Annotated in this window: 29 protein-coding genes; 9 read left to right on the forward strand and 20 right to left on the reverse strand. The window is 63.1% G+C overall.

The window, feature by feature from the left end; genetic code table 11:
- The first annotated feature begins 88 nt into the window (after positions 1-88).
- Positions 89-379 carry a muconolactone Delta-isomerase family protein gene (locus NKH13_RS06840; RefSeq protein WP_352490924.1) on the forward strand — a complete coding sequence of 97 codons (291 nt, stop codon included), beginning with the start codon at positions 89-91 and terminating at the stop codon, positions 377-379.
- A gap of 56 nt (positions 380-435) precedes the next feature.
- Here the strand turns inward: NKH13_RS06840 and rarD are convergent, their stop codons facing one another.
- The 7 genes from rarD to cysS form a co-directional block, all read right to left on the reverse strand.
- Positions 436-1,368 (reverse strand): EamA family transporter RarD, encoded by a 933-nt coding sequence (gene rarD, locus NKH13_RS06845; protein ID WP_352911543.1) that lies wholly within the window; start codon positions 1,366-1,368, stop codon positions 436-438.
- Positions 1,369-1,451: 83 nt separating this feature from the next.
- Complete coding sequence (gene cimA, locus NKH13_RS06850) at positions 1,452-3,074, reverse strand: citramalate synthase (RefSeq protein WP_352911546.1); 1,623 nt, start codon at positions 3,072-3,074, stop codon at positions 1,452-1,454.
- On the reverse strand, positions 3,071-4,027 hold the full coding sequence (gene pip, locus NKH13_RS06855) for a prolyl aminopeptidase (protein ID WP_352911548.1): 957 nt from the start codon (positions 4,025-4,027) through the stop codon (positions 3,071-3,073). Before pip ends, cimA begins: the two co-directional genes overlap by 4 nt.
- Positions 4,024-4,500, reverse strand: a complete 477-nt coding sequence (locus NKH13_RS06860; protein ID WP_352911549.1) for a GFA family protein — start codon at positions 4,498-4,500, stop codon at positions 4,024-4,026. The genes pip and NKH13_RS06860 overlap by 4 nt, the downstream gene beginning before the upstream one ends.
- Positions 4,497-4,988 carry a GFA family protein gene (locus NKH13_RS06865; RefSeq protein ID WP_352911552.1) on the reverse strand — a complete coding sequence of 164 codons (492 nt, stop codon included), beginning with the start codon at positions 4,986-4,988 and terminating at the stop codon, positions 4,497-4,499. The genes NKH13_RS06860 and NKH13_RS06865 overlap by 4 nt, the downstream gene beginning before the upstream one ends.
- 6 nt (positions 4,989-4,994) lie before the next feature.
- Positions 4,995-5,381 (reverse strand): VOC family protein, encoded by a 387-nt coding sequence (locus tag NKH13_RS06870; RefSeq protein WP_352911555.1) that lies wholly within the window; start codon positions 5,379-5,381, stop codon positions 4,995-4,997.
- Positions 5,378-6,847: a cysteine--tRNA ligase gene (cysS, locus tag NKH13_RS06875; RefSeq protein WP_352911558.1), complete on the reverse strand. Its 1,470-nt coding sequence runs from the start codon at positions 6,845-6,847 to the stop codon at positions 5,378-5,380. Before cysS ends, NKH13_RS06870 begins: the two co-directional genes overlap by 4 nt.
- 410 nt (positions 6,848-7,257) lie before the next feature.
- On the opposite strand from cysS, the gene NKH13_RS06880 reads away from it, so the two are divergent.
- Positions 7,258-7,407 (forward strand): hypothetical protein, encoded by a 150-nt coding sequence (locus NKH13_RS06880; protein WP_352911561.1) that lies wholly within the window; start codon positions 7,258-7,260, stop codon positions 7,405-7,407.
- A gap of 54 nt (positions 7,408-7,461) precedes the next feature.
- Here the strand turns inward: NKH13_RS06880 and NKH13_RS06885 are convergent, their stop codons facing one another.
- Positions 7,462-8,223 (reverse strand): SOS response-associated peptidase, encoded by a 762-nt coding sequence (locus NKH13_RS06885; RefSeq protein WP_352911562.1) that lies wholly within the window; start codon positions 8,221-8,223, stop codon positions 7,462-7,464.
- 123 nt (positions 8,224-8,346) lie between these two features.
- On the opposite strand from NKH13_RS06885, the gene NKH13_RS06890 reads away from it, so the two are divergent.
- From NKH13_RS06890 to NKH13_RS06905, 4 genes are all read left to right on the forward strand, one after another.
- Positions 8,347-8,772, forward strand: coding sequence for an NUDIX hydrolase (locus NKH13_RS06890; RefSeq protein ID WP_352911565.1), 426 nt, complete (start codon positions 8,347-8,349; stop codon positions 8,770-8,772).
- A 48-nt stretch (positions 8,773-8,820) separates the two neighbouring features.
- A complete protein-coding gene (locus tag NKH13_RS06895) occupies positions 8,821-9,198 on the forward strand; it encodes a TIGR02301 family protein (protein ID WP_352467197.1) in 378 nt (125 codons plus the stop codon).
- 373 nt (positions 9,199-9,571) lie between these two features.
- A complete protein-coding gene (locus NKH13_RS06900; protein ID WP_023677749.1) occupies positions 9,572-9,829 on the forward strand; it encodes a hypothetical protein in 258 nt (85 codons plus the stop codon).
- Positions 9,830-9,909: 80 nt separating this feature from the next.
- Entirely contained in the window at positions 9,910-10,713 is an 804-nt protein-coding gene (locus NKH13_RS06905) for a hypothetical protein (RefSeq protein WP_352911567.1), read from the forward strand.
- A 34-nt stretch (positions 10,714-10,747) separates the two neighbouring features.
- On the opposite strand, the gene NKH13_RS06910 is transcribed toward NKH13_RS06905, so the two are convergent.
- On the reverse strand, positions 10,748-12,079 hold the full coding sequence (locus NKH13_RS06910; protein ID WP_352911569.1) for a dihydroorotase: 1,332 nt from the start codon (positions 12,077-12,079) through the stop codon (positions 10,748-10,750).
- An 83-nt stretch (positions 12,080-12,162) separates the two neighbouring features.
- On the opposite strand from NKH13_RS06910, the gene ygfZ reads away from it, so the two are divergent.
- From ygfZ to NKH13_RS06925, 3 genes are all read left to right on the forward strand, one after another.
- Positions 12,163-13,023, forward strand: a complete 861-nt coding sequence (ygfZ, locus tag NKH13_RS06915; RefSeq protein ID WP_352911570.1) for a CAF17-like 4Fe-4S cluster assembly/insertion protein YgfZ — start codon at positions 12,163-12,165, stop codon at positions 13,021-13,023.
- The gene (locus tag NKH13_RS06920; protein WP_352911572.1) at positions 13,023-13,655 is read left to right on the forward strand and encodes an HD domain-containing protein; all 633 of its coding nucleotides are present in this window, start codon (positions 13,023-13,025) and stop codon (positions 13,653-13,655) included. The genes ygfZ and NKH13_RS06920 overlap by 1 nt, the downstream gene beginning before the upstream one ends.
- 64 nt (positions 13,656-13,719) lie before the next feature.
- Positions 13,720-15,858, forward strand: coding sequence for a putative bifunctional diguanylate cyclase/phosphodiesterase (locus NKH13_RS06925; protein ID WP_352911574.1), 2,139 nt, complete (start codon positions 13,720-13,722; stop codon positions 15,856-15,858).
- Positions 15,859-15,949: 91 nt separating this feature from the next.
- On the opposite strand, the gene NKH13_RS06930 is transcribed toward NKH13_RS06925, so the two are convergent.
- The 11 genes from NKH13_RS06930 to NKH13_RS06980 all read right to left on the reverse strand — a co-directional run bounded on the left by NKH13_RS06930 (position 15,950) and on the right by NKH13_RS06980 (position 25,327).
- Entirely contained in the window at positions 15,950-16,222 is a 273-nt protein-coding gene (locus NKH13_RS06930) for a DUF3303 domain-containing protein (protein WP_023719871.1), read from the reverse strand.
- Between the two features lie 21 nt (positions 16,223-16,243).
- Positions 16,244-17,707, reverse strand: a complete 1,464-nt coding sequence (locus tag NKH13_RS06935; protein WP_023719872.1) for a RimK family ATP-grasp domain-containing protein — start codon at positions 17,705-17,707, stop codon at positions 16,244-16,246.
- On the reverse strand, positions 17,704-18,810 hold the full coding sequence (locus NKH13_RS06940; RefSeq protein WP_352911577.1) for a peptidase C39 family protein: 1,107 nt from the start codon (positions 18,808-18,810) through the stop codon (positions 17,704-17,706). The genes NKH13_RS06935 and NKH13_RS06940 overlap by 4 nt, the downstream gene beginning before the upstream one ends.
- Positions 18,811-19,019: 209 nt before the next feature.
- On the reverse strand, positions 19,020-19,814 hold the full coding sequence (locus NKH13_RS06945) for an anti-sigma factor family protein (RefSeq protein WP_352911580.1): 795 nt from the start codon (positions 19,812-19,814) through the stop codon (positions 19,020-19,022).
- Between the two features lie 2 nt (positions 19,815-19,816).
- Entirely contained in the window at positions 19,817-20,329 is a 513-nt protein-coding gene (locus NKH13_RS06950; protein ID WP_292657948.1) for a sigma-70 family RNA polymerase sigma factor, read from the reverse strand.
- A gap of 165 nt (positions 20,330-20,494) precedes the next feature.
- On the reverse strand, positions 20,495-20,911 hold the full coding sequence (locus NKH13_RS06955) for a type II toxin-antitoxin system VapC family toxin (RefSeq protein ID WP_352911583.1): 417 nt from the start codon (positions 20,909-20,911) through the stop codon (positions 20,495-20,497).
- A complete protein-coding gene (locus tag NKH13_RS06960; protein ID WP_292658021.1) occupies positions 20,911-21,153 on the reverse strand; it encodes a type II toxin-antitoxin system VapB family antitoxin in 243 nt (80 codons plus the stop codon). The genes NKH13_RS06955 and NKH13_RS06960 overlap by 1 nt, the downstream gene beginning before the upstream one ends.
- Positions 21,154-21,212: 59 nt before the next feature.
- The gene (locus NKH13_RS06965; RefSeq protein WP_352911585.1) at positions 21,213-23,912 is read right to left on the reverse strand and encodes a DUF2339 domain-containing protein; all 2,700 of its coding nucleotides are present in this window, start codon (positions 23,910-23,912) and stop codon (positions 21,213-21,215) included.
- A gap of 84 nt (positions 23,913-23,996) precedes the next feature.
- Positions 23,997-24,179 carry a PaaI family thioesterase gene (locus NKH13_RS06970; protein ID WP_352911588.1) on the reverse strand — a complete coding sequence of 61 codons (183 nt, stop codon included), beginning with the start codon at positions 24,177-24,179 and terminating at the stop codon, positions 23,997-23,999.
- Positions 24,180-24,270: 91 nt separating this feature from the next.
- A complete protein-coding gene (recO, locus tag NKH13_RS06975) occupies positions 24,271-25,059 on the reverse strand; it encodes a DNA repair protein RecO (RefSeq protein WP_352911590.1) in 789 nt (262 codons plus the stop codon).
- 115 nt (positions 25,060-25,174) lie between these two features.
- Positions 25,175-25,327, reverse strand: coding sequence for a hypothetical protein (locus NKH13_RS06980; RefSeq protein WP_352911591.1), 153 nt, complete (start codon positions 25,325-25,327; stop codon positions 25,175-25,177).
- Between the last annotated feature and the right edge of the window lie 93 nt (positions 25,328-25,420).

Raw genomic sequence — 25,420 nt, forward strand, 5'->3', positions numbered from 1 at the left:
CTCAACTTTAGCCTAATCAGTCTTGGACTGTCTGGCCAGTCGAAGCGAATATTTTCGCCATTCCAACGGCCAACATCAGGAGATTCCGATGCAGTTCTTTGCCCTTCTTGCGCGCAACACCGAAAAGTTCACCGACGCCGATTTCGCGCCACTGCTGCCTGGCGAGGCCGAGCAGCGCCGCACGCTCTATGCCGAAGGCGCCGTGCGTCAGGTGTGGAATCGAGGCGACATTCCCGGCAGCGGCATGATGTTCGAGGCCGGCAGCGATGCCGACGTGCGCAACCATCTCGCAACCTTGCCGCTGGTCAAGGCCGGCATGATGGACATTGCCGCCGTCGTGCCGCTGCAGCCCTATCCCGGCTTCGGGCCGAAGCGCTGAGCGATCGTGAAAGAGGCGGCTGCCGGCATTAAGACTGGCCAGCCGCCTTTTCTTCGTTAGGTGGCTCGAGCGGATGCGGCAACGATCTTGCGCGCCGAAGAAAACATCGACCAGGAGTACATCGCCAGCGCCGCCCAGATCAGTCCGAAGGCTATGGCCTGAACGGTGCCGAAGGGTTCGCCGAAAATCAGCACCGCGATCAAAAAGACGATCGTCGGCGCGATATATTGCATGATGCCGATGGTGGAGAGGCGCAGCAGCCGGGCGCCGAACGCAAACAACAGCAGCGGCACGGCGGTGACCGGACCGCAGCCGATCAGCAAGGCGGTGTCGTTCAGCGAGCTGGAGACGAAATGATCCTGTCCTGTGGCGATCAGGAAGATGATGTAACCGAGTGCCGGCACCGACAGCAGCAGCACTTCAAGCAGGAAGCCCTGGCTCGGGCCGATTGGCAGCGTCTTGCGGAAGAAGCCATAGGCGGCAAAGGAAAAGGCCAGCACCAGCGACACCCAGGGCAGCTTGCCGGCGTCGATGGTCAGCACCGCGACCGCGATTGCCGCCAGCACCACCGCCGCGATCTGCAGGCGGTCGAGCCGCTCCCCGAGCAGCAGCGCGCCGACAACGACGCTGACCAGCGGGTTGATGTAGTAGCCGAGCGCCGTCTCGATGGTGCGGTTGACCGCGATCGCCCAGACATAGATGCCCCAGTTGACCGAGATCAGCGCCGCCGTCAGCACCGCCATCGAAATGATGCGCGGCGAACGAACTGCCGCTTTGAAATCGGCAGTGCGGCCGGCCCAGACCAGGACAGCGGCCGCGATTGGCACCGACCAGACGATGCGGTGGGCGATGACTTCGGCCAGCGGCAGATGCGCGACAGCCTTCATGTAGAAGGGCAGCAGCCCCCAAAGCAGGTAGGCCCCGAGCGCCAGCAGGAAGCCGCGACGAGCTTTGGTATCGGCCTCGATTTGAAGTGCTTGGGTAGCCATGGCCCAAGGCTATGCGCCAGCGGCTTGCCCAAAACCATCGCAAATTGCTGATGGATCAATGGAGTCTCGCTGATGGTTCAACGCTACTCCGCCGCCGCCAATCCCGCCATGTCGCGGTTCTTCATCAGCTTGTAGACGATCGAATCCATCAGCGCCTGGAACGAAGCATCGATGATGTTTTCGGAGACGCCGACCGTCCACCAGCGCGCGCCGGTGCCGTCATGCGATTCGATCAGCACGCGGGTGATCGCCTCGGTGCCACCATTGAGGATACGCACCTTGAAGTCGGCCAGCTCGAGATCGGCGATCTCGCTCTGGAATTTGCCGAGATCCTTGCGCAGCGCAATGTCGAGCGCGTTGACCGGGCCATGGCCTTCGGCGACCGACATCTTCTCCTCGCCCTCGACCAGCACTTTCACGATCGCCTCCGAGACCGTCTTCAGCTGGCCGTTGGCATCGAAGCGGCGCTCGACCATGCAGCGGAACGAGGTGACGCGGAAGAATTCCGGCAGGCCGTGCAGCATCTTGCGCGCCAGAAGCTCGAAGCTGGCGTCGGCACCTTCGTAGGCGTAGCCCTCGGCCTCGCGCTCCTTGACCACAGCGATCAGCGCGTCGAGGCGATGGTCATCCCGGGGCATGTCGATGCCTCGCCGCTTCAGCTCGGCGAGGAAATTGGCCTTCCCACCTTGGTCCGAAACCATGACGCGGCGGCGGTTGCCGACAGTCTCTGGCGGCACATGCTCGTAGGTCGCCGGCTCCTTGGCGAGCGCCGAGGCATGGATGCCGGCCTTGGTGGCGAAAGCGGAGGCCCCGACATAGGGCGCCTGCGCTTCGGGCGCGCGGTTCAGCAACTCGTCGAAGGCGCGGGACAGGCGCGATATACCGGTCAACGCCTCTGCCGAAATGCTTGTAGCAAAGCGGCCCGAAAAGGCCGGCTTCAACGCCAATGTCGGCACGATCGAGATCAGGTTGGCGTTGCCGCAGCGCTCGCCGATGCCGTTCAGCGTGCCCTGGATCTGGCGCACGCCGGCCTCGACGGCGGCAAGCGAATTTGCCACCGCCTGACCGGTGTCGTCATGGGCGTGGATGCCGAGATGGTCGCCCGGTATGCCGGCCGCGATCACCTTTTCGACGATGGCGCGCACCTCGGAGGGCTGCGTGCCGCCATTGGTGTCGCACAGCACCACCCAGCGCGCGCCGGCTTCATAAGCCGTCCTGGCGCAGGCCAGCGCATAATCTGAATTGGCCTTGAAGCCGTCGAAGAAATGCTCGCAGTCGACCATCGCCTCCTTGCCGGCAGTGAGCGCCGCCTCGACCGAGGCCTTGATCGCCTCGAGGTTCTCCTCATTGGTGCAGCCGAGCGCGATGCGGACATGGTAGTCCCAACTCTTGGCGACGAAGCAGATGGCGTCCGACTTCGACTGGACCAGCGCGGCAAGGCCGGGATCGTTCGAGATCGACACTCCTGCCCGTTTGGTCATGCCAAAGGCGACGAACTTGGCATCGGCCGTGCGACGCTCGGCAAAGAAGGCGGTGTCGGTTGGATTGGCGCCGGGGTAGCCGCCCTCAACGTAGTCAATGCCGAACTCGTCGAGCAGCTTGGCGATGGCGATCTTGTCCTCCACGGAAAAGTCGATACCCGGCGTCTGCTGACCATCGCGCAGCGTGGTGTCGAACAGATAAAGGCGCTCGCGAGCCATGGTCATTTCCCGGCAAACATGTCCGTCGCGCGGATCAGCCTGTCGAGGATGCCCGGCTCCGAATAGGCGTGGCCGGCGCCTTCGATCAGATGGAAATCCGCTTTCGGCCACGCCTTGTGCAGCGCCCAGGCATAGCGCGCCGGGCACGGCATGTCGTAGCGGCCGTGAACAATGGTACCCGGGATATCCTTAAGCTTCCATGCATCGCGCAGCAGCTGTCCCTCTTCCAGCCAGCCGGCATGGACGAAGTAGTGGTTCTCGATGCGGGCGAAAGCCAGGGCATAATCATCCTGGCCGAAGGGACCGCTGGTTTCCGGTTCCGGCAGCAGCGTGATCGTCTCGCCCTCCCACAGGCTCCAGGCGCGGGCGGCCTCGACCTGCGCCACAGGATCGCTGCCGACCAGCCGTTTGCGGTAGGCGGCCATCATGTCGCCGCGCTCAGCCTCCGGGATCGGCGCCACAAACCGCTCCCACTTGTCGGGGAACATCTCTGACACGCCGAACTGGTAGTACCATTCGAGTTCGGCGCGGGTCAGCGTGTAGATGCCGCGCACGACCAGTTCGCTGACCCGCTCGGGGTGGGTCTCGGCATAGGCCAGCGCCAGCGTCGAACCCCACGAGCCGCCGAACACCAGCCATTTGTCGAAGCCGCACATTTTTCGCAGGCGCTCGATGTCGGCGACCAGGTGCCAGGTGGTGTTGGCTTCAAGCGAGGCATTGGGCGTCGATTTTCCGCAGCCGCGCTGGTCGAACAGGATGACATCGTACAGCTTCGGATCGAACAGCCGCCGGTGCTTTGGCGAAATGGTGCCGCCCGGCCCGCCATGCAGGAACACAGCCGGCTTGGCACCGCGGGTGCCTGAGCGCTCCCAATAGACCTGATGGCCATCGCCAACGTCGAGCATGCCGGACTCGAAAGCCTCGATCTCGGCATAGAGGGTACGGAATTCGCTGCTCATAATTTCAGGCCCTGCTGCGGCCAGTTGGCCGTCTCGTGATCGGGATGCTGGAAGGAGATGATGGATTCCTGTCGCGCGTAGAAATCCGGGTCGTCATGGACCGGCGCGTCGAAGATCGTCTCGACCCAGGGCAGCCTGGCGGCGTAGTTGACCTGGATCTGCGGCGCCAGATCGGAACGGTCGTCGAAGGCGCCGATGGCGATCTCCAGCGCGCCGGGCTGGCGGTAGGTCAGCGGTGTGCCGCAGCGGGCGCAGAAGCCGCGATCGATGTTGACCGACGACTGAAAGTAACTCGGCTCCTCGCGCAGCCATTCGACGCCGTCGCTCGGCACCGTCACCAGCGCGCCGAAAAACGAGCCGAACTGTTTCTGGCACATGCGGCAATGGCAAATCGAGGGGCGGCCGAGCGCGCCGTGGATGCGGAAGCGCACGGCGCCGCACTGGCAGCCGCCGGTACGAACGGTTTCGGTCATGATCTTTCCTCCGTCGGCCATTGTTCGGTGTCGTGGTCGGGATGCTGGTAAGAGACGAGGTCGGCGAGATAGGAGGCAGACGAGACGTCGGCCATCGTTTCCTCACCGGGCAATTCGTGAACATGATCCACATAGGGGAGCTTGGCTTCGACACCCCATTGGATCGTCGGCGCGATCTCCTCGGGGTGGTCGAATGCGGCGATGGCGAGCGCCACGCCGTCGGGCGCTTCGAAGGTCAGCGGCGTGCCGCATTCGGCGCAGAAACCGCGCAAAGCCGCGTTGGACGAGCGGAAGCGTTTGGGCTCACCGCGCGTCCAGTCAAGCTTTGCGCCGCGCACCGAGACCAGCGGCAGGTAGAAATTGCCGCTCGCCTTCTGGCACATGCGGCAATGGCAGACGGAAGCATCGCCGAGCGTGCCTTCGACGCGGAAGCGCACCGCGCCGCACTGGCAGCCGCCTGTATACACCGGTCTGTTGTCGAGGCTCATCGCGCACTACTCCGGAGCATGGCAGACCGCCTCGACATTGTTGCCGTCGGGATCGAGGACGAAGGCAGCGTAATAGTTCGGATGGTAGTGCGGGCGCAGGCCAGGCCCGCCATTGTCCTTGCCGCCGGCGGCGATCGCCGCGGCGTGAAAGGCATCGACCTCGGCGCGGCTGCGCGCGGTGAAAGCGACATGCTGATGATCCTTCGGCTTGTCCTTGCCGGCGTGCAGCCAAAACACCGGCCGGTCGCGGCCGTAGCCGCCGACCTTGGCGCCGCCGGTATATTCCTGCGGCACCATGTAGAGCAGCGAGGCGCCGAGCGGCGCCATCGCCCTGTCGTAAAAAGCCTTCGACGCGTCGAAATCTGAAACGGTGATGCCGAGATGATCGATCATCTTTTTACCTCCCAGGTGGTGATGCGTTCGCCGGTGACGGGGTCCTTGCCGTCCTTCAACTGGATGCCTTGCGCCAGCAACTCGTCGCGGATGCGGTCGGCGTCGGCCCAGTTCTTGGCGGCGATCAACGCGAGGCGTTTGGCGATCGCCTTGGCAATGGCGTCTTCATCCACCTTGGCTGTTGCGACATCGAAGCCGAGGAACAACAGCGATGTCTTCAGTGAAGCGGCAGCATCGTTGTCTTCGGCGGCGGCGTTGCCGCTACCAACGGCGAAATCAACAGCATCGCCAGCCAACTGCGTCAGCAACTGGAATGCGGCATAGGTGGCCAGGTCGTCCGACAGCGCTTCGATCACATCCGCCGGCACCGGCTTTGCCGTCGGCGGCGCCAGATCGGCCGCCCGCTTCCATTTACGCAGCGTATTCTCCGCCTCTTCCAGCTTGCGCACCGAAAAGTCGATCGGCTCGCGATAGTGCGTCATCAGCATCGCCAGCCTGAGCACCTCGCCCGGCCATTTGCGGCCGCCAAAGGTCTCCGTCTCCAGCAATTCGGTGATCGAATAGAAATTGCCCAGGCTCTTGGACATCTTCTGACCTTCGACCTGCAGGAAACCGTTGTGCATCCACACCTTGGCCATCGTTTCGGTGCCGTGGGCGCAACGCGACTGCGCGATCTCGTTCTCGTGGTGCGGAAAGATCAGGTCGAGACCACCGCCATGGATGTCGAACACCTCGCCGAGATAGGCGGCCGACATCGCCGAGCACTCGATGTGCCAGCCCGGCCGACCCCTGCCCCACGGGCTGTCCCAGCCCGGCTCCTCGGGCGAAGACAATTTCCAGAGCACGAAATCCTGGGGGTTTTTCTTGTGCGCATCGACGGCGACGCGGGCGCCGGCCTGCTGCTCGTCGAGATTGCGCTTCGACAACTGCCCGTAGTCCGGCATGGAAGCGGTGTCGAACAGGACTTCTCCAGCCGCGACATAGGCATGGCCGCGTTCGATCAAGCGTTGAATCAAGAAGATCATGTCGACCTTGCCGTCGGGCCTAGGCTCGACGAACTCGGTGGCGCGCGGCTCGACCGTCGGCTCCAGGCAACCGAGCGCCGCCACGTCCTTGTGGAACTGACCGGCGGTCTTTTCGGTGACCCGCCTGATCGCTTCGTTCAGCGACAGCTTGCCCGATGCAATCTCGTCGCCGAAATCACGCAGTGCGCGGGCGTTAATCTTGTCGTCGACGTCCGTGATGTTGCGGACGTAAGTGACGTGCGCTTGCCCGTAGAGATGGCGCAGCAAACGGAACAGCGCGTCGAAGACGATCACCGGCCGCGCATTGCCGATATGGGCGAAGTCGTAGACCGTCGGGCCGCAGACGTACATGCGCACGTTGCGCGGATCGATCGGGAAGAAATCCTCCTTGCTCCGCGTTAGCGTATTGTAGAGGCGCAGGCTCTTCGATGCGTCAGACATACGTGCGTTCCCGGTGCGTTACTTTGGCATGATCTTTTGGGATCGTGCTCTGGATGGAGTCGGTTACGCCGAGGCGCAAATCGGGGTCCAGCCTGCTGGCCGGGGCGTTTGTCCAATCTGGGAGGAAGGCGAAAACGTCCAGGACCAGCGCGAGGCTAGCCGATAATGCAAATGCCACAAATGGCGAAAGACGTTCTCATGGCGGGCTTTATCGCCTTGCCCGGTGTTGCCGTCAAGTCGCTACCTTCGCCAAAAATATCGTTGCCTCACAGGAATTGAGCTATTGAAACATTTTATTAAACAGGTCGGCACTGTCATGAAACATTCGCCGGCTAGATCAGCAAGCGTCACGATTTGGTCGGATTCGGCCAGCAAATGCAGACACGAAGACGTTACCAGGGAAGAGAACAATGGCTAAGCAAGAATCCAACCGCGCCAAGCAACCGGCGCTCGCCAGCCACTACCGGGCGATCGGCCCGGCAGCAATCGTCGCAGCTCTTCTGCACACCGCGAAGAAGAAGAAGCCGGCGCAGAAGATCGTTTCGCCGCGCGCTGCCTGAGAATGCCGTCGGGAAGATTGAGGCGCTCACGGCGTACCGTAATAGTAGCTTTTGCTAAAATAAACTCATCTGCCTGTCGTTCGCGCCGGACTTCTGGCGCCTGACCTTCTCGGGCTCAGGCTCGACGACGCCCTTCTCCTGAATCTCCGGCCCGGTATTGGCGACCTTGTTGACGAGGTCGGAAACCGGGACCGCTTCGAAGAAATCGGGCTGGGCGGGTCTCAGCAGATCGGCCACGTCGCGCGGCTCGAGCGTGCGGCAATCCAGCCAGCGCGCGAAATCCTCGGGATGGATCACCACCGGCATGCGGTCGTGGATATGGGCAGTATCGGCATTGGCATGGGCGGTCAGAATGGCGCCGGTGTCCATTTCCGACCCGCCCGGCTCGGCATAGGTCTCAATCAGCCCGGCGAAGGCGACAAGCCGGCCATGCCTTGGCCGCACCCAATAGGGCTGCCCTCTTCTGCCACCCGTTTGGTGCCATTCGTAGAATCCCGAAGCCGGTACCAGGGCGCGGCGATGGCGCATGGCAGCGCGAAACGACGCCTTTTCCGAAGCGCCCTCAGAACGCGCGTTGAACAGCAGCGGGAAGTTACCCGTATCCTTGACCCAGGCCGGGATCAGGCCCCAGCGCACCAGCATCGAGCGGCGGTCGGGCAGGTTCGAGCCCGGCGCCTGCGGCAATCCGGCGAGCGCCATCAGCACCGGCTGCGTCGGCGCGATGTTGTAGCGGGCCGGAAACCCCTCAAGTTCCGCCAGGCCGAGAAAGGCGGCGGTCTGGTCCGGAGTGGCTGTCAAAGCAAAGCGTCCGCACATGAATTCAGCTCTCGAATTGGTGGCATGTGAAAGTGGCCATGGAACCCGCCTTTCGCAACCGCTAAAGCTGTTCGCCGACGGCCGGTCCACAACGGGCTATGCCAATCGAGCGATCCGGAGCCCATGGAAGCACGCAAGATCATTCCGGCAGTCTCGGTCTGCGTCGTGCGCGAGAACACGGTGCTGCTGGTCAAGCGGGCCAGGCCGCCCTCGCAAGGCCTCTATGCCTTTCCCGGCGGCAAGGTCGAAGCCGGCGAGACGCTGGCACAGGCAGCACGGCGCGAATTGCTGGAAGAGACCCGATTGCAGGCGCGCGGCTACCGGCCGCTGCGGGAAATCCACATCGACGGCAGCGGCGACGGGCATCCGGTCGACTACTGGCTGACGGTGTTTGGGGCCAATTATGCCGGCGGCGAGGCGGTTGCCAGCGACGACGCCGAAACCGCGGCTTTCTATACGCTGGCCGAAATGACGGCGATGCCGCTCGCCGATGCAGTGTTTGAAATTGCCGACGATCTACTCGGCCCCAACAAAGACGGCGAGACCTGAGCCAGAGAATCGCCTTGCAGGCGACAAATTGTTTCAGCACAAAGCCTCATGAGCCGCACGTCCTCGTTTCTCGCCGCCTGCCTCGCCGTCAGTGTGAGTTTCGGCGTGCGTCCGGCAATCGCTGCCGAAGCGCCATTCGAGCCTGGGCTGATGCGGCTGGCGGAAGTGCTCGGTTCTCTGCATTTCCTGCGTAATCTGTGTGGCGAGAAAGGCGACCGGTGGCGAGCCGAGATGGAAAAACTGATCGCATCGGAAAATCCGAACCCGGAGCGGCGCGCCCGCTTCATCGCCAGCTTCAACCGCGGCTACCGGTCCTTCGGCGGCACTTATACCCAATGCACCGCCTCGGCGACGGAAGCCATCAGCCGCTACATGAAGGAAGGCGAGACACTGTCTCGCGACATAGCCTCTCGCTACGGAAACTGACGACGGCTGCTGCCGTTCCGGCAAACCGGCATCAAGCGCCGGCGCTGTGGGTGGCGGACGCGTTCGACACTTCTCCGCTTGCCTCGAGTGAGGCCTTGGTGCAAACCTGATGTTGCACTTTTGCAACTATGTTAACGAAACGTTAGCGCGCGAATGTGAAATTAACTCAAACTGAAGGTTTCCGTCCCCTTGGCCGGCCTAATCGGCTAAGTTTGAAACGGATCGGACGCAGGTTTGCTGGATGCGACGGAATTTGTAGAAAACGACCAAAAAAATGTCGCATTACAAATACTTACTGCGCCTGCGTGTAAAAGGGACAACTCAAGCTTGATCCCTATCCAACGGATCACCGCTTGAAAGGGTGGACATCGCAATGGAACATGGCGTCAACGACATCGACGCGCTGGTCAGGGAAGAAAAGCGCCTGACCGCCGTGGAAAGCCACAGCGAAGCCTGGGCAGAAGGATTGTCGGCCGGGATCGAGCCGGAAATCATCGCCGAGGCAGCCCTCGAAACGGCATTCGGCGAAATGCTGCGCACCAACGGCGAGACCTCGGCGCTTGCCCTGCTCGATCGCATGCGTGAAAAGGTGATTGCCGGGGCCTTCGAGCCCGAAAGGCTGCGGCACTGACCCCGGTTCTTTGACGACGGCGCGCCGCCGGACATCGTGTTCGGGCACATGGATGGGCTGGAACCAGGGAGTTGCAGGCGGTGAATTTTTCGATATCAGGCAAGCCGCGCGGCCTGGTCCTCAGCATTTGGCTTACTGCTTCCTGCGCCACGATTCCCCTTGCACTGTTTCTTGCGAGTAGTCCCGCTCACGCCCTCAGCGAGATCAAGCGCGAAGACCTGCCTTCGCCGGTCACACCGCCGCCCGACGGCGACATGTCGCCGCCCGGAAGTACCGTGCCGATGCCCGGCCCGCTCGGCACGACGCCACCTGCAGCCAGCCAGCCGACTCCGTCCGACGAGCCAGAGCAAACCGAGCCGAAAGGGCCAGCGGACGATGGCGGGATGGCCAATCCGCATGTCGATCCGGACGCGCCTGTGCCCGAAGTCGTCTACGACCTTGCCAAGTTGCCAGAACCGGTCAGGCGCATGCACGATCTGATCGTCGAGGCGTGCAAGAGCGGCGACATCGAAAGACTGCGGCCGCTGATCGGCACGGGCGACATGATGACCCAATTGTCGCTGGGCGACATGGAGGGCGACCCGATCGCCTTCCTGAAAGGCCTTTCGGGCGACACGGAAGGCCAGGAAATCCTCGCCATCCTGGAAGAGGTGCTCAATGCCGGCTATGTCCACGTCGATGCAGGCACTCCGCAGGATCTGTACGTCTGGCCGTATTTTTTCGCCCTGCCGCTGGACAAGCTCGATGCCAGGCAGCGGGTCGAGTTGTTCAAGATCGTCACCGCCAGCGACTATGACAACATGAAGCAGTTCGGTGCCTACATCTTCTACCGAGTCGGCATCACGCCGACCGGGCAATGGACGTTCTTCGTCGCCGGGGATTGAGTGGTCTAGCCTGGCCCTTATCGAGGCAGAGAGCCTAGCGCGCCAACGCCTCGGAAAACTCCACCGCCCTGCCTTGGCCTGGCGTGGCAATCTCGCCTTCCCACATCACGCGCCGGCCCCGAACGATAGTGCCGACCGGCCAGCCGGTCACCTGCCTGCCGTCATAAGGCGTCCAGCCGGCCTTGGAACCTTGCTGGGCGTTGGCGATGGTCTCGTGGCGCTTCAGATCGACAATGGTGAAATCGGCATCGTAGCCGGCGGCAATTCGGCCTTTCCTGGCGATGCCGAAGATGCGTTGCGGGCCATGGCTGGTCAGGTCGACAAAGCGCTGCAAGGTGAGCCGGCCGGCGTTGACATGGTCCAGCATGATCGGCACCAGGGTCTGCACGCCGGTCATGCCGGACGGCGACGCCGGATAAGGTTTCGCCTTCTCGGCCAGCGTGTGCGGCGCATGGTCGGAGCCGAGCACGTCGACAACGCCCTGCGCAATGCCCTGCCAAACCCCGTCGCGATGGCGCGTGGCGCGTACCGGCGGGTTCATCTGGATCAGGGTGCCCAACTGCGCATAATCATCGGCGCTCAGCGTCAGATGATGCGGCGTCGCCTCGCAGGTCGCGACATCCTTGTGCTGTTCGAGGAAGCCTATCTCCTCGGCGGTCGAGATGTGCAGCACATGGATCCGGGCGCGGACCTGGCGCGCGATGCGCACAAGGCGCTCCGTGCAGCGCAACGCAGCGATCTCGTCGCGCCACACCGGATGTGAGGACGGATCGCCCGCGGTGCGCTCGCCAAGCCGCTCGCGCAGCCGGAACTCGTCCTCAGAGTGAAAGGCGGCGCGGCGGCGTGTGTTCCTCAGGATCGAGGCAACGCCTTCATCGTCCTCGACGAGCAGGTCGCCGGTGGACGAGCCCATGAACACTTTTATGCCGGCCGCACCCGGCAGCCGCTCGAGATCGCCGGCGTCGTTCGCATTGTCGCGGGTGCCGCCGACCCAGAAGGCAAAGTCGCAATGCATGCGGCCGGTGGCACGCCGCACCTTGTCGGCAAGGGTTGCCTCGCTGGTGGTCAGCGGATTGGTGTTCGGCATCTCGAAGACGGCGGTGACGCCGCCGAGCACCGCTGCCCGCGAGCCTGTCTCCAGATCTTCCTTGTGCTCCAGGCCCGGCTCACGGAAATGCACCTGGCTGTCGACGATGCCCGGCAGGATGTGCAGCCCGCGGCAGTCGATCGTCTCGCCCGCCGACGCCTGGCGAAGGTCGCCGATGGCAGCGATGCGCCCACCATTGATGCCAACGTCGCGAAAACCCTCGCCGTCATGGTTGACCACGATGCCGCCTGTCAGGATGAGATCGTAGATGGGGGCCATGCGGATCCGGTCTCTTGCGGGGGAAGTGCCAGCGGCTTACGTAATGGCCGATAGTTTTGCAAGCTCAGGCTCGTTTTCCCACCATGCCCTTTGCCTCGCTCAGAGATCGCGCACTCGTTTCCGTGTCGGGGCCGGATGCCGAGCACTTTTTGCAGAACATCCTGACCACCGACCTCGACGCGCTCGGTAGCAGCGAAGCAAAGCCCGGCGCGCTGCTGACGCCGCAAGGCAAGATCCTTTTTGACTTCCTGATCTCGCGCGCCGGCGAAAATGCTTTCCGCCTTGAGTGCCGTGCCGAGACCGCTGACGATTTCATGCGCCGGCTGACGCTCTACAAGTTGCGCGCCAAAGTCCAAATTGCCAAGCTGGATCAGCCGGTTGTGACCGTTCTATGGGAAAGCGATTCAACCGCCTCGCAATTTGAAGCAGCGCCGTTTGCGGATGCGCGGTTCGTCGATGCTATCGTCAAGCGCTTCTATGATGGCACCGCAGAAGGAGGCGACCTTGCCGCATGGCAAGCCGTTCGCATTGCCCATGGCATTGCCGAAAGCGGCGCGGACTACCAGCTCGGCGATGCGTTTCCGCATGACGTGCTGCTCGACGAGATCGGCGGCGTCGGCTTCAAGAAGGGCTGCTATGTCGGCCAGGAGGTCGTCTCGCGTATGCAGCATCGCGGCACTGCCAGGCGCCGGGTGTTGATCGTCTCGGCTGAACGCTCCCTGCCCGCCTCGGGCGCAGAGTTGACGGTGGAGGGGCGACCGGTCGGCACGCTTGGCTCGACCGCCGGCACGACAGGCCTTGCCATTACCCGCATCGACCGGGTCAAGGCAGCACTCGACGCCGGCCTGCCGATCCTGGCTGACGACGTCGCCGTGTCGCTCGCCATCCCGTCCTGGGCGAAATTCAGCTTTCCGCACGAAGCCGTCGGCGCGGAGGACGCCTGATGGCGGCCGATCGCGTCGGGGCGCCGCCGCGCGCCTGGCAGCGCATGCTGTCCGGGCGACGGCTCGATCTGCTCGACCCCTCGCCGCTCGACATCGAGATCTCCGATATTGCCCATGGCCTTGCCCGCGTCGCACGCTGGAACGGCCAGACCAGAGGCGACCACGCCTTTTCGGTCGCCCAGCATTCACTGCTGGTCGAAACGCTTGTCGGTGAGCTGATGCCGGATGCCGACGCCGATATGCGGTTGGCGGCGCTGCTGCACGACGCGCCGGAATATGTCATAGGCGACATGATCTCGCCGTTCAAATCCGTGATGGGCGGCAGCTACAGGGATTGCGAGATCAGGCTGCAGCGCGCCATCCATCTGCGCTTTTCACTGCCGGCCGAGCTCGACGCGGGACTGCGCAAGGAGATCAAGCGAGCGGATCAGATCGCCGCTTATTTCGAAGCAACGCTGCTTGCTGGTTTTTCGACGGCAGAGGCGACGGAGTTCTTCGGCAGGCCGCGCGGCTTCAATGCCGAGCGCTTCGACGTGACGCCGCGCTCGGTGACTTGGGCGCAGAATGCCTTTCTCAAACGCTTTGCGGCGATCGAAAAGTCGCGACGCCAGACTGCCGTTCCAGCCGGCTGAAAACGGTAAATTAACCGGCAGGGACAACAGTGCCGTGGTTAACCATGGTCCATAGGCTTGCCTCATGCCCGTTGCCGGTATCAAGGCTGGTTCATCCGTCCGCCGACGGAGGGCCAAAGGCGTTGGTCTGCCGCGACAGATCGACGACGAGCTGCGCGAACAGAACGAGCGTTTTTCGGCAGCGGTCGAGAACATGTCACATGGCCTGTGCATGTTCGATGCCGATGAACGGATGATCATCTGCAACAGGAACTACATCAGCGTCTTTCGCCTCGACGCCGAAGTGGTGCGACCCGGCATCCGGTTTTTCGACATCCTCCAGCACAGCGTGGATATCGGCATCGCCTCGCAAAGCGCTGAGCAACTCTATGCGATCCGCAAGCCCTATATCGACCAGGCAAAACCTTCCACCTATGAGGAATCGCTTGCAGACGGGCGCATCGTCAACATTTCGCACCGGCCGCTGGCGTCAGGTGGTTGGGTCTCGATCTACGAGGACATCACCGAGCAACGGCGCGCCGAGCAGGAGTTGAAGGAGCAGCACCGCCGTTTCGACGCGGCACTTGCCAACATGTCGCAAGGCCTTTTGATGTACGATGCGGACGGCAAGCTGATCGTGCGCAACGAACGTTTCCTGGAACTTTATCATGTCAGGCCGGCCGACTTCCCGCTTGGCATGAGTCACCATGATGCGTTCAAGCGGCTGCTGGAACTGGGCATTTATACAAAGCTCGACCCCGACAGCGAAATCTCGCAAATCGAAGCCTGCCTGCGGGCGGGGAAAACACACGTAACGCATCGCCATCTCGCTGACGGCAGAACACTGCTGGTTGCGCGCCGCCCGATGAGCGGCGGCGGCTGGGTCGCGACGTTCGACGACGTCACCGAGCGCAGGCGTGTGGAAGAGCGCATGACCCATCTTGCGCACCACGACACACTGACCAACCTGCCCAATCGCTCGATGCTTCGCGAACGGCTGGACCAAGCCCTCAGCGAGACGACAGACGGATCGCTGGCGATATTCTCGCTCGACCTCGATCACTTCAAGGCAGTCAATGATAGTTGGGGACACCCCGCCGGCGACTGGCTGCTGAAATGCGTGGCCGAACGGCTGCAACGGTGCCTGCGCAATGAAACGGACGTTGTCTCCCGCTTCGGCGGCGACGAATTCGTCATCATCCAGTTCAATCTCAAAAGCCCGGGCGACGCGGAAAAGCTGGCCAAACGCATCGTCGAGATCATTGGAAAGCCGTTTCGCGACAAAAGACACGACATGCGCGTCGGCATCAGTCTCGGCATCGCGCTGTTTCCGAATGACGGCAAGGACGCCGACACGTTGCTGAAAAACGCGGATATGGCGCTCTATCGGGCAAAGAGCGAAGGGCGCAACCTCTACCGCTTCTTCGAACCAGCCATGGACGCGATGGTGCGGGCACGCCGGGCGTTCGAAATCGATCTCAGGGCAGCGCTGTCGCGCCGCGAATTCGAGCTGGATTTCCAGCCGATCATGAACATCGCCTCCGGCGAAATCGTCGGCGCCGAAGCCTTGATGCGCTGGCGTTCGCCGGTGCGCGGCCTGGTGCGGCCGGACGACTTCATTCCGGCCGCCGAGGAGACTGGGCTTATCGTGCCGCTTGGAGAATGGGCGCTGCGAAAAGCCTGCACGACCGCGGCAGGCTGGGCGCTTTGGCGCATCGCAGTCAATGTCTCCGCCGTGCAGATCAAAAGCGGTACCTTTGCCCGCAGCGTCATTTCGGCACTGGCGTTCTCGGGCGTGCCGGCCAACCGGCTTGAACTGGAAATCACCGAAACGGTGCTGATGGACGAGAGCGATCTGGTGCTCAAGACACTCAGGCAGCTACGCGATCTGGGTGTCCGCATCGCGCTGGACGATTTCGGCACCGGCTATTCCTCGCTGGGCTACCTCAGGCGCTTTCCCGTCGACAAGATCAAGATCGATCGTTCCTTCATCAGCGATATCGACAGCCGCGATACCGCGGCTATCGTGCGCACCATCATCGGGCTTGGCGCACAGCTGGGCATCACCGTCACCGCCGAAGGTGTCGAGACCGAAGCGCAGTTTGAATTCCTGAAAAAGGAGGGCTGCGTCGAGGCCCAGGGCTATTTGATCGGGGTGCCGTCAAAAGCGTCGGACATTAATCGGCTGCTGAAGTCGAGCGCGACGATCAGGCAGTCTGGCTAAGTGCGACAGCCGGGCGAGCCAGTCATCGGCTCAGCCTGGAGATCTGCTATCAATACAATGTCTGGATATATCTCGTCGAAGCGCGCGCGGGTCAGAGATGTCCGCTCAATGCCTCCACCATATCCTTGTTCGTCGCCACGGGAACGATCTCGAATTCGACCAGATCCGCCCATTCGATGACCCACCGCTGCAGGAGCGTGACGTCATCGGCCTCCACCAGCAGGAAGCAGCGGCTCATATCCGCTGCGATCCAGCTGTGGTGCACGAGAAGCGCGTCCGGCTTCAGGCGGCCCTGGTCGCGGAAACGGCGGTAGATCTCCTTACGGTCGCAGCCGCGAAAATCCTCGGTTACGAAGAACAGCATCTTTTCCCCTCAATTCGGATGTCATCGGCCCGGCCGGTCCAACCGCTCCAGGAACCACTGCGTCAGCCGCACCCAGACCTCGTCTTTTTCGCCGGAGTCTTCCCAGCCGTGGTCGAGGTTGGGGTTATCGTTGACCTCGATGACGAAGACGCCGTCCCTGGTTTCTTTGAGGTCGACGCCGTAGAGGCCGTCGCCAATGCAGCGCGCCGCACTGACCGCCGTCTCGACGACGTGGGCCGGCGCTTCCTTCAGGGTGAAGGTCTTGATGCCGCCCTGGTCGGGCTTGCCGTTGGCCTTATGATTGACGATCTGCCAATGTTTCTTGGCCATCAGATAATGGACGGCAAACAAAGGTTGGCCGCCGAGGACACCGACGCGCCAATCATATTCCGTCGGAATGAATTTTTGCGCGATCAGGAGGTCGGAATCCTCCAGCCATTCGGTTGCGAGCGTCTTCAACTCTTCGAAGGTGCCGCATTTCTTGACGCCGCGCGAAAACGAGGAGTCCGGGATCTTCAGCACCAGGGGGAAGCCCAGCGTCTGCGCCGCAACTTCCAGATCCGAGATGCCGGCAATCATCACCGTCGGCGGCACCGGTACCTTGTTGTAGGTCATCAGCTCGTTGAGATAGACCTTGTTGGTGCAGCGGATCATCGACAGCGGATCGTCGATGACCGGCATGCCTTCCTGCTGGGCGCGGCGGGCAAAGCGGTAGGTGTGGTTGGAGATCGAGGTGGTCTCGCGGATGAACAGCGCGTCGTAGTTGGCGAGTTTGGCCAGATCCCGCTTGGTGATCGGCTCGATTTCGACGCCCATCTTTTCGGCGATCTTTGCCCAGTGGCGCAGCGACGAAATCTCCGACGGCGGCAGTTCCTCATGCGGATCGACCAGCGTGGCGAAAGTGTAGCGCGCCGGCGTGCGGCCCTTGGTGTCGCGCCACTCGCGGTTGGTGTAGGTCTCCAGGCACTGGAGAAAGTGCGTTTCCTCGTCCTCGGTCATCCTGGCCAGGGGATGGAAGCCGATCTTGCGGATCGAGGCCCATTCGGCGCTGTCCCTGATGTGGACCTCGAGCGCCGGGGCACGGAACCAGTCGAACAGCAGTTTGGCGAAGCGATCCCATATCCTGGACGGTCCGATGCCGAAGAAGATGCAGACCTTCTGCGGGAAAGCGCCGCCCAGGTCCTTGCGGCACTTGTTGAGTGCGAGTTCGAGTTCCGGCAACGCGTGCTCGTAGAGCTTGCGCTCCGACAGATCGATCATCGTCTCGACAGTCGGGATGACCTTGTGGCCACGCGAACCTGCGAGCAGCGAAGCGTAATAGCCGCGGCTCTGGTAGCCGTAATTGTTCGACAGGTTGATGACCTTCGGCCGCTGACCGCGAAACAGTGCCGGATGGGCAAGGTAGTCGCGATTGGTGATGATCTTGTGCGGCGTCGCCACCTGGTCGAGATCGTTCTGCCGGCCGGTAAGGATGACCCAGGTCATTGGCTGTCGCGCTTTCCGAGAGTGATGGCGGCGCGCAATCCGTCGCGGCCGAATTGCGCCATGTTCATGAAGATGCCGTAAGGCACGGGAATGTTGGCAGCATCGAGGATCGTCTCCTGCCGCTCGTCCTCGACCCAGGGGTCGTGGATCAGGATATGATCGCCATCGTCACCGATGGCCAATACCCAGTGCGGAACCTTCTTGCCGAACATCAGGAAGCCGCTGATCAGGACCAGTACCAGTTTTCCCTCTGCGATCGCGGTGCGAATGTCGTCAAGCCCGAATGAACGGTAATTCACCGGGATGCGGTAAAGTTCCGCGCGGCGGCGAAAGTCGACCTGCGCCAGCTCCATGACCCGGCGCTTGTCCTCGCTGCGCACCGACTGCAGGAACAGCGCGCCGTAGAAGGAGACATAGATCTCAGCAGCAAGCCCGCTCTCATAGCCGGCGACGGCCAGCCCGAACGGTTCGCAGCCGCCCGGCCCCGACATCATGAAAACGGTCGTCGCCTCACGCCACAGCCGGATTTCCATCACCGGGTCCGGCACGAATCCGGGGCCGAAGTAAGCCATCGCCATCATCAGGCAGCATGGTCCGCAGGTGAACTCGCAAGTCTGCTGATAAAACGGCACTTCGGTGGCGACCGGAATGTCGCCGCGCAAGGTCTTTTCGTAGCGCAGCGCCGTGGCGCCATCCTCGTAATAGTCCGGTTCGCGGCCGATCTTGCGGTAGCCGCTCTGCTCGTAGATCTGGATCGCGCGCGGGTTGTCCTCGCGGACTTCCAAACGAAGCATCATGCGGCCGTGCACGAAAGCGGCGGCTTCGGCCTCTTCCAGCAGCAGCCGGCCAACGCCACGGCCGCCGAAAAATGGACCGACGGCGATCGAATAAAGCCGCGCGACGCCGCTGCCCTTGCGAAACAGTACGACTGCATAGCCGGCGACACGGCCATCGCTTTCGCCAACCAGCAGTTCGGCGGTGTCGCGTTCGATCAGTTGGCGAAAGGAACGGCGAGAAATGCGATCGCTCGAGAAAACGGCTTTTTCGATGGCGGCGAGGTCATCGACGTCGGACGCGCGGGCCTTGCGAATCTCGGCAGGCATGCGGGCTCAGAAAACCTCGATTGGGTTGTGGAAACGGCCCTAGTCTAAACATCGGTCACACCAGCCGAAGTGCCAGTATTCAGCAAGCGCTATCGCACCTCGATTAGGGCCGAATTGTGACAGTTTTGACGGCAGGCAGGTCCGCGGAAAGGCTTTGAACGACCTTCGTGTTTCGGCATCGGCGCGGCTCCGGAAAAACAAGCGCCTGCTCAGCTTTCCAAGCCCGCCAGAAGCTGGCCATAGGCGCTCTTGGCCACCGCGGCCAGCCGCTCGCGCGGCAGCGAGCCGACGACGGCGCAGCCATAACCCTTGTCCAGCCAGTAGACAGCCGCAGGACCATCTTCCTCCGACCCATAAGTGCCCTTGGCCTTGGCCGCCGATTCGGCGGTGACGAAGAGCGATATGCGCTCCCCTTTGTCGTCCTCGTAAAGCAGCATCGCGGCCTTGCCCTGGCCGGCAGGCAGCAGCCGGCCACCGACCAGTTGGAATCCCTGCGCCGCCAGATCCGGCGCGACGAGCTTCAAACCCACCTGGTTCGACAACCAGCTCTGCAAATGATCCTTGTCGCTTGCCGGCACTTCCACCGCATGCCGCTTTTCGGCGGCATAGATGACATGGGCGGCGATCGCCTCTTCGGCAAGCTGGTCTTCGGCCGTGTTTTCCAGGCCGAGGCGGCCGATGCCGGCAAGGTAGCCGCCAGTGCCGCCAATCACCAGGATGGCGGCAGCGGCGGCCGCAAGCCACCAACGCGAGCGCGACGCCGCCGCTCTGACCACCGGCGCCTCGCCAAGCACCACCTTGCTCAGCCGCACCGGGACGGGTTCGTCCAGCACGCCGTTAAAGGCTGCGCGCAACGCTGCCCGGTCGGCGGCGTAGCGTGCGCTCTTGGCCTTCATCTCGGCATTGGCCTCGAGCCATGCCTCATAGGCCGTCCGCTCGTCGCCCGGCAACTCGCCATCGAGAGCCATGTGGATGTCGCGTTCGGAGAAATCGCGCCGGCTCATTTCTAGACGATCCTTATCGAGCGGCGGCGCGCGGTATCATCCAGCAGCGCGCGCAGTTCCTCACGCCCGCGCGCGATGCGGGACATCAAGGTGCCGGCGGGAACCCCAAGGATGTTGGCGGCTTCGGCATAGGAAAACCCTTCGATGGCGACCATCACAAGTGCCGCGCGCCGGTCAGGGCTGATCGCCTGCAGCGCGTCGACGATCTCGCGCGAGGCGATGCTCTCGACCTGCTCGGCGGGTGCTGCCTGCGCCTCGCTTGCCTCGAGCGGCAGCATCGCCGCCTCGCCGCGCCGGTTCACCTTGCGCATCTGGTCGATGAACAAATGGTGCATGATCGTAAACAGCCACCTCCTGGGGCTTTCTCCTGTCTGCCAATTGTCGAGCCGCACAAGCGCCCGCTCGAGACAGTCCTGGACGAGATCGTCGGCGGAATCGCGGTCGCGCAACAGCGAGCGTGCATAGCGGCGCAGACGCGGTATTTCTCCAAGGATTGCTGCCTTCTTTTCGTCCATGACCGCTGGTTCTGGGGCCCCTGTCCGTGGTGATTGAACGCGCCTTTGCAGCGCGGCGCAAGCGGCCAGCGCGAAGCGGTCCGCCGCCCCGGTCACCCAAGCAACTGAATAACGCCGCCCAAGGCAGGTTTATTCCCGGCTTGCATCCGATTGTCAAAACGCCGGTTACGCCAGATCCGTCTGAAGAAAATCGTCGCCCTTGTAGAGCAACGGAAGATCTAGGGCCTTTGCGCAGGCGTAGGCGAAGCAATCGCCAAAATTGAGATCGGCCGGATGACCGACCGCCTTGCCGTAGCGGATGCTCGCGTCGATAGCGCGCGCGCCGATGTCCTCGTCGATAGGTACATTGCGGGCACTGATTTCGACAATGAACGAATCGACTAGATCGCGCGCCACGGCCAGCAATTCGGGCGTCGGCTTTTTGGAAACGGCGTTTATGCGTCCAAGGGTAAGTGTCGCCTCGAGCCGAACAAGCGCGGAAATATGCAGCGGACTGCCGGCACCAGAGATTCGCTTGAGCAATTCCGCCCAACCCGGTTCCTTGGCGAGAATGGCGACGATGACCGACGCATCGACGAACATCAATCTTCCCACATCTCGTCGGTGAACGCCTTCATGTCGAAGTTGGGATCGGGCGGCCCCAACGCAGCATACCTGGCCTGTAGCGCCGCAATTCTGTCGCGCAGGGGCTTGCGGGCGCGGTTGCGCTCGAGCTCGTGCAAAAGCGCGGTCCGCACTGCTTCCGTCTTGCTCGGGGCGTTGGTCTCACGCTGCAGTTTTGCGGCCAGCGCATCCACCTCGTCGTCGCGGATATAGAGAGGCAACTGAATATCTCCTTTGGAATATTCATATATTCCATCTTGAATATTCATGCAACTTGACCTCACGTCCCTTTCGCTGCTCTTGTCAGCAGACGCTGATAGAACAAGCCGATGCCGATGAGCACCGCGCCGAGGCCGATGAAGGACAGCGCCCGCAACACGCCTTCCAGTTCGGACATGTCGAAGATGAAGACTTTGAGCACGGCGACCGAGATCAGCGCCGCCGACGCTATGCGCAGCACCTGCGACTTCAGCCAGACACCGGCGGTGAGCAGCACCACGCCGATGACCAGCCACAGTGCCGAATAAGTATAAGTCTCGAGCTGGCCGAGACCGCTCCAAAGCCCGATGAACTCGCCCTTGAACAGGCGCCTGACCGACAGCGTGGCATAGGCAAAAGCGAGCACCGCCGCCACCACCGCCAGCATCGCCGCATACCATTGCGGCCGCTTGTCACGGGCATAGAGTGCCAGTGCGCCTGCCGCAACCGCCGGCAAGAGGTAGGCGAGGAACAGAAGGTTGAACACCGGAATGCTGCCGGTCGATTCATCCGTCAGCAACGGGTTCAGCGCCAGAAAATGCTGGAGGACGATGAAAGCGACCGAGACCACGCCCGCTGCAATCGAGCCGTAGCGCAGCACCGAACTTGGCGAGCGCATGTCTATGGCGACCAGGATGGCACCCGCACCGATGGCGATCAGCGTGTAGATCGCCTGTTCGGCAAGCGTCGCAGCAGCCGTATCGATGACGCCGCCATGCATGACATGGCGCACCAGCATGGCGACGGTGAGCAGGCAAAACAGCGCGGCGCCGGCCTCCATGGCGAGGCGCGGCCGGCCATTGGTGGTGCGGGCGAGTTGCCAGGCGGCAAAGCCGAAGGCGAGCGCCGGCACGCCATATCCAAGCAGCAGCCAGTTGAACACCGGCGTCTTCGACAGGAACTCGGCACCGACGATGGTCGGGTCGAAGGCGACGCGGCCGAGCACTGCAATCACCGCACCAACCGAAATCCAGCCAAGCACCGGATAGCTACGCCAGCGCGTTGCCAGCGCCGGCACGACGGCGGCTGCTCCGAGCAAGATGGTTGTCCAGCCCGAACCAAAGGCCATGTGCAGCATTAGCAGGCCGGCAACCGCCGCCCCGCCGAGCGCGAAGGAGACGGCAGCGCCGCCGGTTAGCGGCGGCGCTTCGCCGCGCGCTATCCACTCGCCGCCGGCGACGAAGACTCCGACCAAAACGGCTGCGACCGCCGCATAAGCAAGGTCACGGTCGAGATTGCCGAAGGTAGACCAGAGCGCCAGCAGGATGACCAGTGGCGCGACAGCGCTCCAGGCCGCCCATGCGGCGGCGCGCAGCCAGCCAGGGGCCGCAAAACGGCGCGCCGCCCAAAAGCCGGCGCCGATGAAGACCAGGCCCAGCGCGATGCCGATCCTGAGCATCAAGGCATCGGACGCCACAACCGGCACGCCATCGACACCGAGAGCGCCGCCCGAAGAATCGACGGCGACCGTGGTCGGCGGAATGATGCCGAGATAGACCAGCACCGTCGCCAGCCCGGCGGCGTGCAGCAGTGCCAGCGCCCGCGGCCGATAGAGCGCCACCGCCACCAGGGCTGCGACAAGGGCTGCGCCCTGCAAGGCATCGCCGGCGGCGGCAAAGACCGGATCGACGAACAGGGCCAGCGCTGAAAGAGCGACGAAGAAGCCCGGCGCGATCGACGGCCAATCGAAGCCGCTGCCGGCGACCGCTTCGCCGCGACGGCCGAGCCAGACGAAGGCGAGCACGGCCAGTGTCACCACGTCGATAAAGAGGATGACGGAAAGCTTCGCCCCCGGCGCGTCGGTCATGTAGAAGATGGTCCAGATGCCCGTGGCGACGAAGGCTGCGGCCATCAAAAGCCTCCAGTCGCGGATGCGGGCGATGACGCCGGTGGCGGCGAGCACGATCGCCAGATAGCCAAACAGCGCCCACGGGTTGGGCGCCTGCGAGGCGACCAGCAGCGGCGTCACCATGGCACCGAGCAGGCCGACGCCGGCCAGCGCCTGACCGTGGACCAGGCTTGCCGCGATCGTCGCCACGCCGATGGCGCCGAGCAGCGTGAAAGCGAGAGTCGGGCCGATGAAGCCGTAAATGCTGTACGCGGCGTAGACGGTACCGAACAGGATGAAGGCGCCGGCCGCCGTCAGGATCGCCGGGATATAGGCACCGGCGGCACCTTGCACCGGCACCCTGAAGCCGGTGCGCCGGATGAACTCGCCGCCGGCGACCAGCACCAGCCCGAGTGCCGCCGCCATGGCAAGCCGCACGCGTGGCCCGAAAATGCCGGCCTCGATGGTGTAGCGGATCAGGAACAGGCCGCCCAGCGCCAGCGCGATGCCGCCAACCCATACCGCCCAGCGGGTACCGAGCGCCGTTTCGACGTCGGATTGGCGGGCGGCTTTCGCCGCTGCCGCCGGTTGCGCCGACTCCGGTGCGGACGGCGCCGTCGTATCGGCATCGGCCTCTGTGGCTGACACGACCGCTGCGGTCCCTGGCGATGCGGCCATGTCGGCTGCGGCCGCCGGCGGGATTGCGCCGTCCGCCGGTTTGCTGTCGTTTGCAGCCGGTTCCTTGGCTTGCGGCGGCAGCACAGGCGCGCCTGAAAGCACAAGGCTGCGCAAGGCGCCAAGCTCGCGCTCGATCAGGCCGATGCGGCTCTGCTGGCGTGAAATGATGACGAACAGCGCGATGATGGCGACGAGGCCAATCAGGCTTTCAAACATGGCGGTTCCCCCAAACCAGGCCAGTTGTCACTGACATTCAATGTTCAGTGACATTCAAATGCGGCGGCCAAACGGCCGGTCCATTCAACGTGCCGCCAGATTGGCCGCCGGAAAGATCGAGCATGTTTCGGTGCCGAAAGCCAGCAGCTTGCCATTCGCGTCCTTCAGCGCCGCTTCCGAAACCGCCAGCGTGCGGCCCTTGTGCACCACTTTGCCCTCGCACACCACCTCGCCCGTCCTTGGCGTGATCGGCCGCGTCAAATTCACTTGAACTCGGCCGTGGCATAGGCCTCGCCCACCTGCGGAATGGTGCCAAGGCCGAGCGGCGAAACGTTGCCTGGATCAGGTTCAACTTCGCTCATCTGGTGGTTTCCCCGGTGGCGGCTTCCCCGGCGCTTGCCTTGCCGGATTCAAGGCCGGGTGGATGATGCCTGCGCAAGGCAGCGAGAAACCCGGCGCGGGCGCCGGGAGGCTCGATGCCGCGCGGCTCGTAGACATGGCGGGTCAAAAAGAAGCCGGTCAGCCGGAAGGCGTCCTCGATCGCCGCCGGATCGGCGCGCAGCCCGGAGCCGCGCTGCAGGAAGGCAGGCAGCGCCAGCATCTTGTCGCGCCACGGCGCGCCCGCCGCCCGCGACACGGCGCGGCCGGATTTCGGCGAGACATAGGCAAGATCCTGCCTCGTGCCGGTCGCCGCACACTGGCTGAGATCGAGGCCGAAGCCGAGTTCGTCGAGGACCAGCAGCTCGAAGCGGGCCACCAGCTCGCCGGCGGCATCGGCATCGCCGAGATGAGCGATCATCACCGCAAGCGTCTCGTAAAGGCCGCCATGGGCGTCGCGCTCAGGCAGAAGACGCAAATGCGCGGCCATCGTCTGCAGGCCGTAGACGGCAACGGCGCTGTCCATCAGCCGGGCGGCGTTCATCTCGATGGCCTCGACCTGGAAGGTGCCGAGATGCTCGTCGAGCCGCGCCCGCCACAACAGGTCGACGCGATTGCCGGGCTGCAAGACAGGCTGCTGTTTGCGCGAACGGCCGCCGCGCACGAGACCGAGATGGCGGCCATGCGCACGTGTCATCACCTCGAGAATGGCGCTGGTTTCGCCATGCTTGCGGGTGCCGAGAATGATTCCCTCGTCTCGCCATTCCATGACGAGAGCTTGTCACCGGTTGGATGGCGAAATCAAGATGAGCGACCTATCCGCTGCAAACCGAAACGGCCCGTAGCGTATCGCTACGGGCCGTCCTTGCGAGATCGTCGTTTGATCAGAACGAGCGCTGGAAGCGGAGGATGCCGCCGATGCTGTTTTCCTTGTCGGCATTGGTGAAATTCGTGACGGAATCTTCACCAAGATGCAAGTAGTCGACTTCGGCTGTGATCTTGAGACCTTTTGACCTGCCACGGGTAATTTCCTCCATCTGAGATTAGAGTCCGGCCTCGATTGAAGGACGGACTGATGAAGAGAAAGCGGTTTACGGAAGAGCAGATCATCGCGGTTCTGCGTGAGCACG

The sequence above is a fragment of the Mesorhizobium sp. M1348 genome (genome assembly GCF_040317925.1).
In the GTDB taxonomy this organism is placed as follows: domain Bacteria; phylum Pseudomonadota; class Alphaproteobacteria; order Rhizobiales; family Rhizobiaceae; genus Mesorhizobium.

Bases quoted from the DNA above. Each gene is read 5' to 3' on its own strand.
- NKH13_RS06935 (WP_023719872.1), bottom strand. From the start codon at position 17,707: ATGACCTGGGTCATCCTTACCGGCCGGCAGAACGATCTCGACCAGGTG.
- cysS (WP_352911558.1), bottom strand. From the start codon at position 6,847: ATGTCTGACGCATCGAAGAGCCTGCGCCTCTACAATACGCTAACGCGG.
- pip (WP_352911548.1), bottom strand. From the start codon at position 4,027: ATGAGCAGCGAATTCCGTACCCTCTATGCCGAGATCGAGGCTTTCGAG.
- NKH13_RS06980 (WP_352911591.1), bottom strand. From the start codon at position 25,327: ATGGAGGAAATTACCCGTGGCAGGTCAAAAGGTCTCAAGATCACAGCC.
- NKH13_RS06910 (WP_352911569.1), bottom strand. From the start codon at position 12,079: ATGGCCCCCATCTACGATCTCATCCTGACAGGCGGCATCGTGGTCAAC.
- NKH13_RS06890 (WP_352911565.1), top strand. From the start codon at position 8,347: ATGGAAGCACGCAAGATCATTCCGGCAGTCTCGGTCTGCGTCGTGCGC.
- recO (WP_352911590.1), bottom strand. From the start codon at position 25,059: ATGGAATGGCGAGACGAGGGAATCATTCTCGGCACCCGCAAGCATGGC.
- NKH13_RS06950 (WP_292657948.1), bottom strand. From the start codon at position 20,329: ATGGACGAAAAGAAGGCAGCAATCCTTGGAGAAATACCGCGTCTGCGC.
- NKH13_RS06865 (WP_352911552.1), bottom strand. From the start codon at position 4,988: ATGAGCCTCGACAACAGACCGGTGTATACAGGCGGCTGCCAGTGCGGC.
- NKH13_RS06895 (WP_352467197.1), top strand. From the start codon at position 8,821: ATGAGCCGCACGTCCTCGTTTCTCGCCGCCTGCCTCGCCGTCAGTGTG.
- NKH13_RS06860 (WP_352911549.1), bottom strand. From the start codon at position 4,500: ATGACCGAAACCGTTCGTACCGGCGGCTGCCAGTGCGGCGCCGTGCGC.
- NKH13_RS06945 (WP_352911580.1), bottom strand. From the start codon at position 19,814: ATGAGCCGGCGCGATTTCTCCGAACGCGACATCCACATGGCTCTCGAT.
- NKH13_RS06965 (WP_352911585.1), bottom strand. From the start codon at position 23,912: ATGTTTGAAAGCCTGATTGGCCTCGTCGCCATCATCGCGCTGTTCGTC.
- NKH13_RS06880 (WP_352911561.1), top strand. From the start codon at position 7,258: ATGGCTAAGCAAGAATCCAACCGCGCCAAGCAACCGGCGCTCGCCAGC.
- rarD (WP_352911543.1), bottom strand. From the start codon at position 1,368: ATGGCTACCCAAGCACTTCAAATCGAGGCCGATACCAAAGCTCGTCGC.
- cimA (WP_352911546.1), bottom strand. From the start codon at position 3,074: ATGACCATGGCTCGCGAGCGCCTTTATCTGTTCGACACCACGCTGCGC.
- NKH13_RS06840 (WP_352490924.1), top strand. From the start codon at position 89: ATGCAGTTCTTTGCCCTTCTTGCGCGCAACACCGAAAAGTTCACCGAC.
- NKH13_RS06955 (WP_352911583.1), bottom strand. From the start codon at position 20,911: ATGTTCGTCGATGCGTCGGTCATCGTCGCCATTCTCGCCAAGGAACCG.
- NKH13_RS06930 (WP_023719871.1), bottom strand. From the start codon at position 16,222: ATGCTGTTCTTCGTAACCGAGGATTTTCGCGGCTGCGACCGTAAGGAG.
- NKH13_RS06920 (WP_352911572.1), top strand. From the start codon at position 13,023: ATGGCGGCCGATCGCGTCGGGGCGCCGCCGCGCGCCTGGCAGCGCATG.
- NKH13_RS06940 (WP_352911577.1), bottom strand. From the start codon at position 18,810: ATGCCTGCCGAGATTCGCAAGGCCCGCGCGTCCGACGTCGATGACCTC.
- ygfZ (WP_352911570.1), top strand. From the start codon at position 12,163: ATGCCCTTTGCCTCGCTCAGAGATCGCGCACTCGTTTCCGTGTCGGGG.
- NKH13_RS06925 (WP_352911574.1), top strand. From the start codon at position 13,720: ATGCCCGTTGCCGGTATCAAGGCTGGTTCATCCGTCCGCCGACGGAGG.
- NKH13_RS06885 (WP_352911562.1), bottom strand. From the start codon at position 8,223: ATGTGCGGACGCTTTGCTTTGACAGCCACTCCGGACCAGACCGCCGCC.
- NKH13_RS06870 (WP_352911555.1), bottom strand. From the start codon at position 5,381: ATGATCGATCATCTCGGCATCACCGTTTCAGATTTCGACGCGTCGAAG.
- NKH13_RS06900 (WP_023677749.1), top strand. From the start codon at position 9,572: ATGGAACATGGCGTCAACGACATCGACGCGCTGGTCAGGGAAGAAAAG.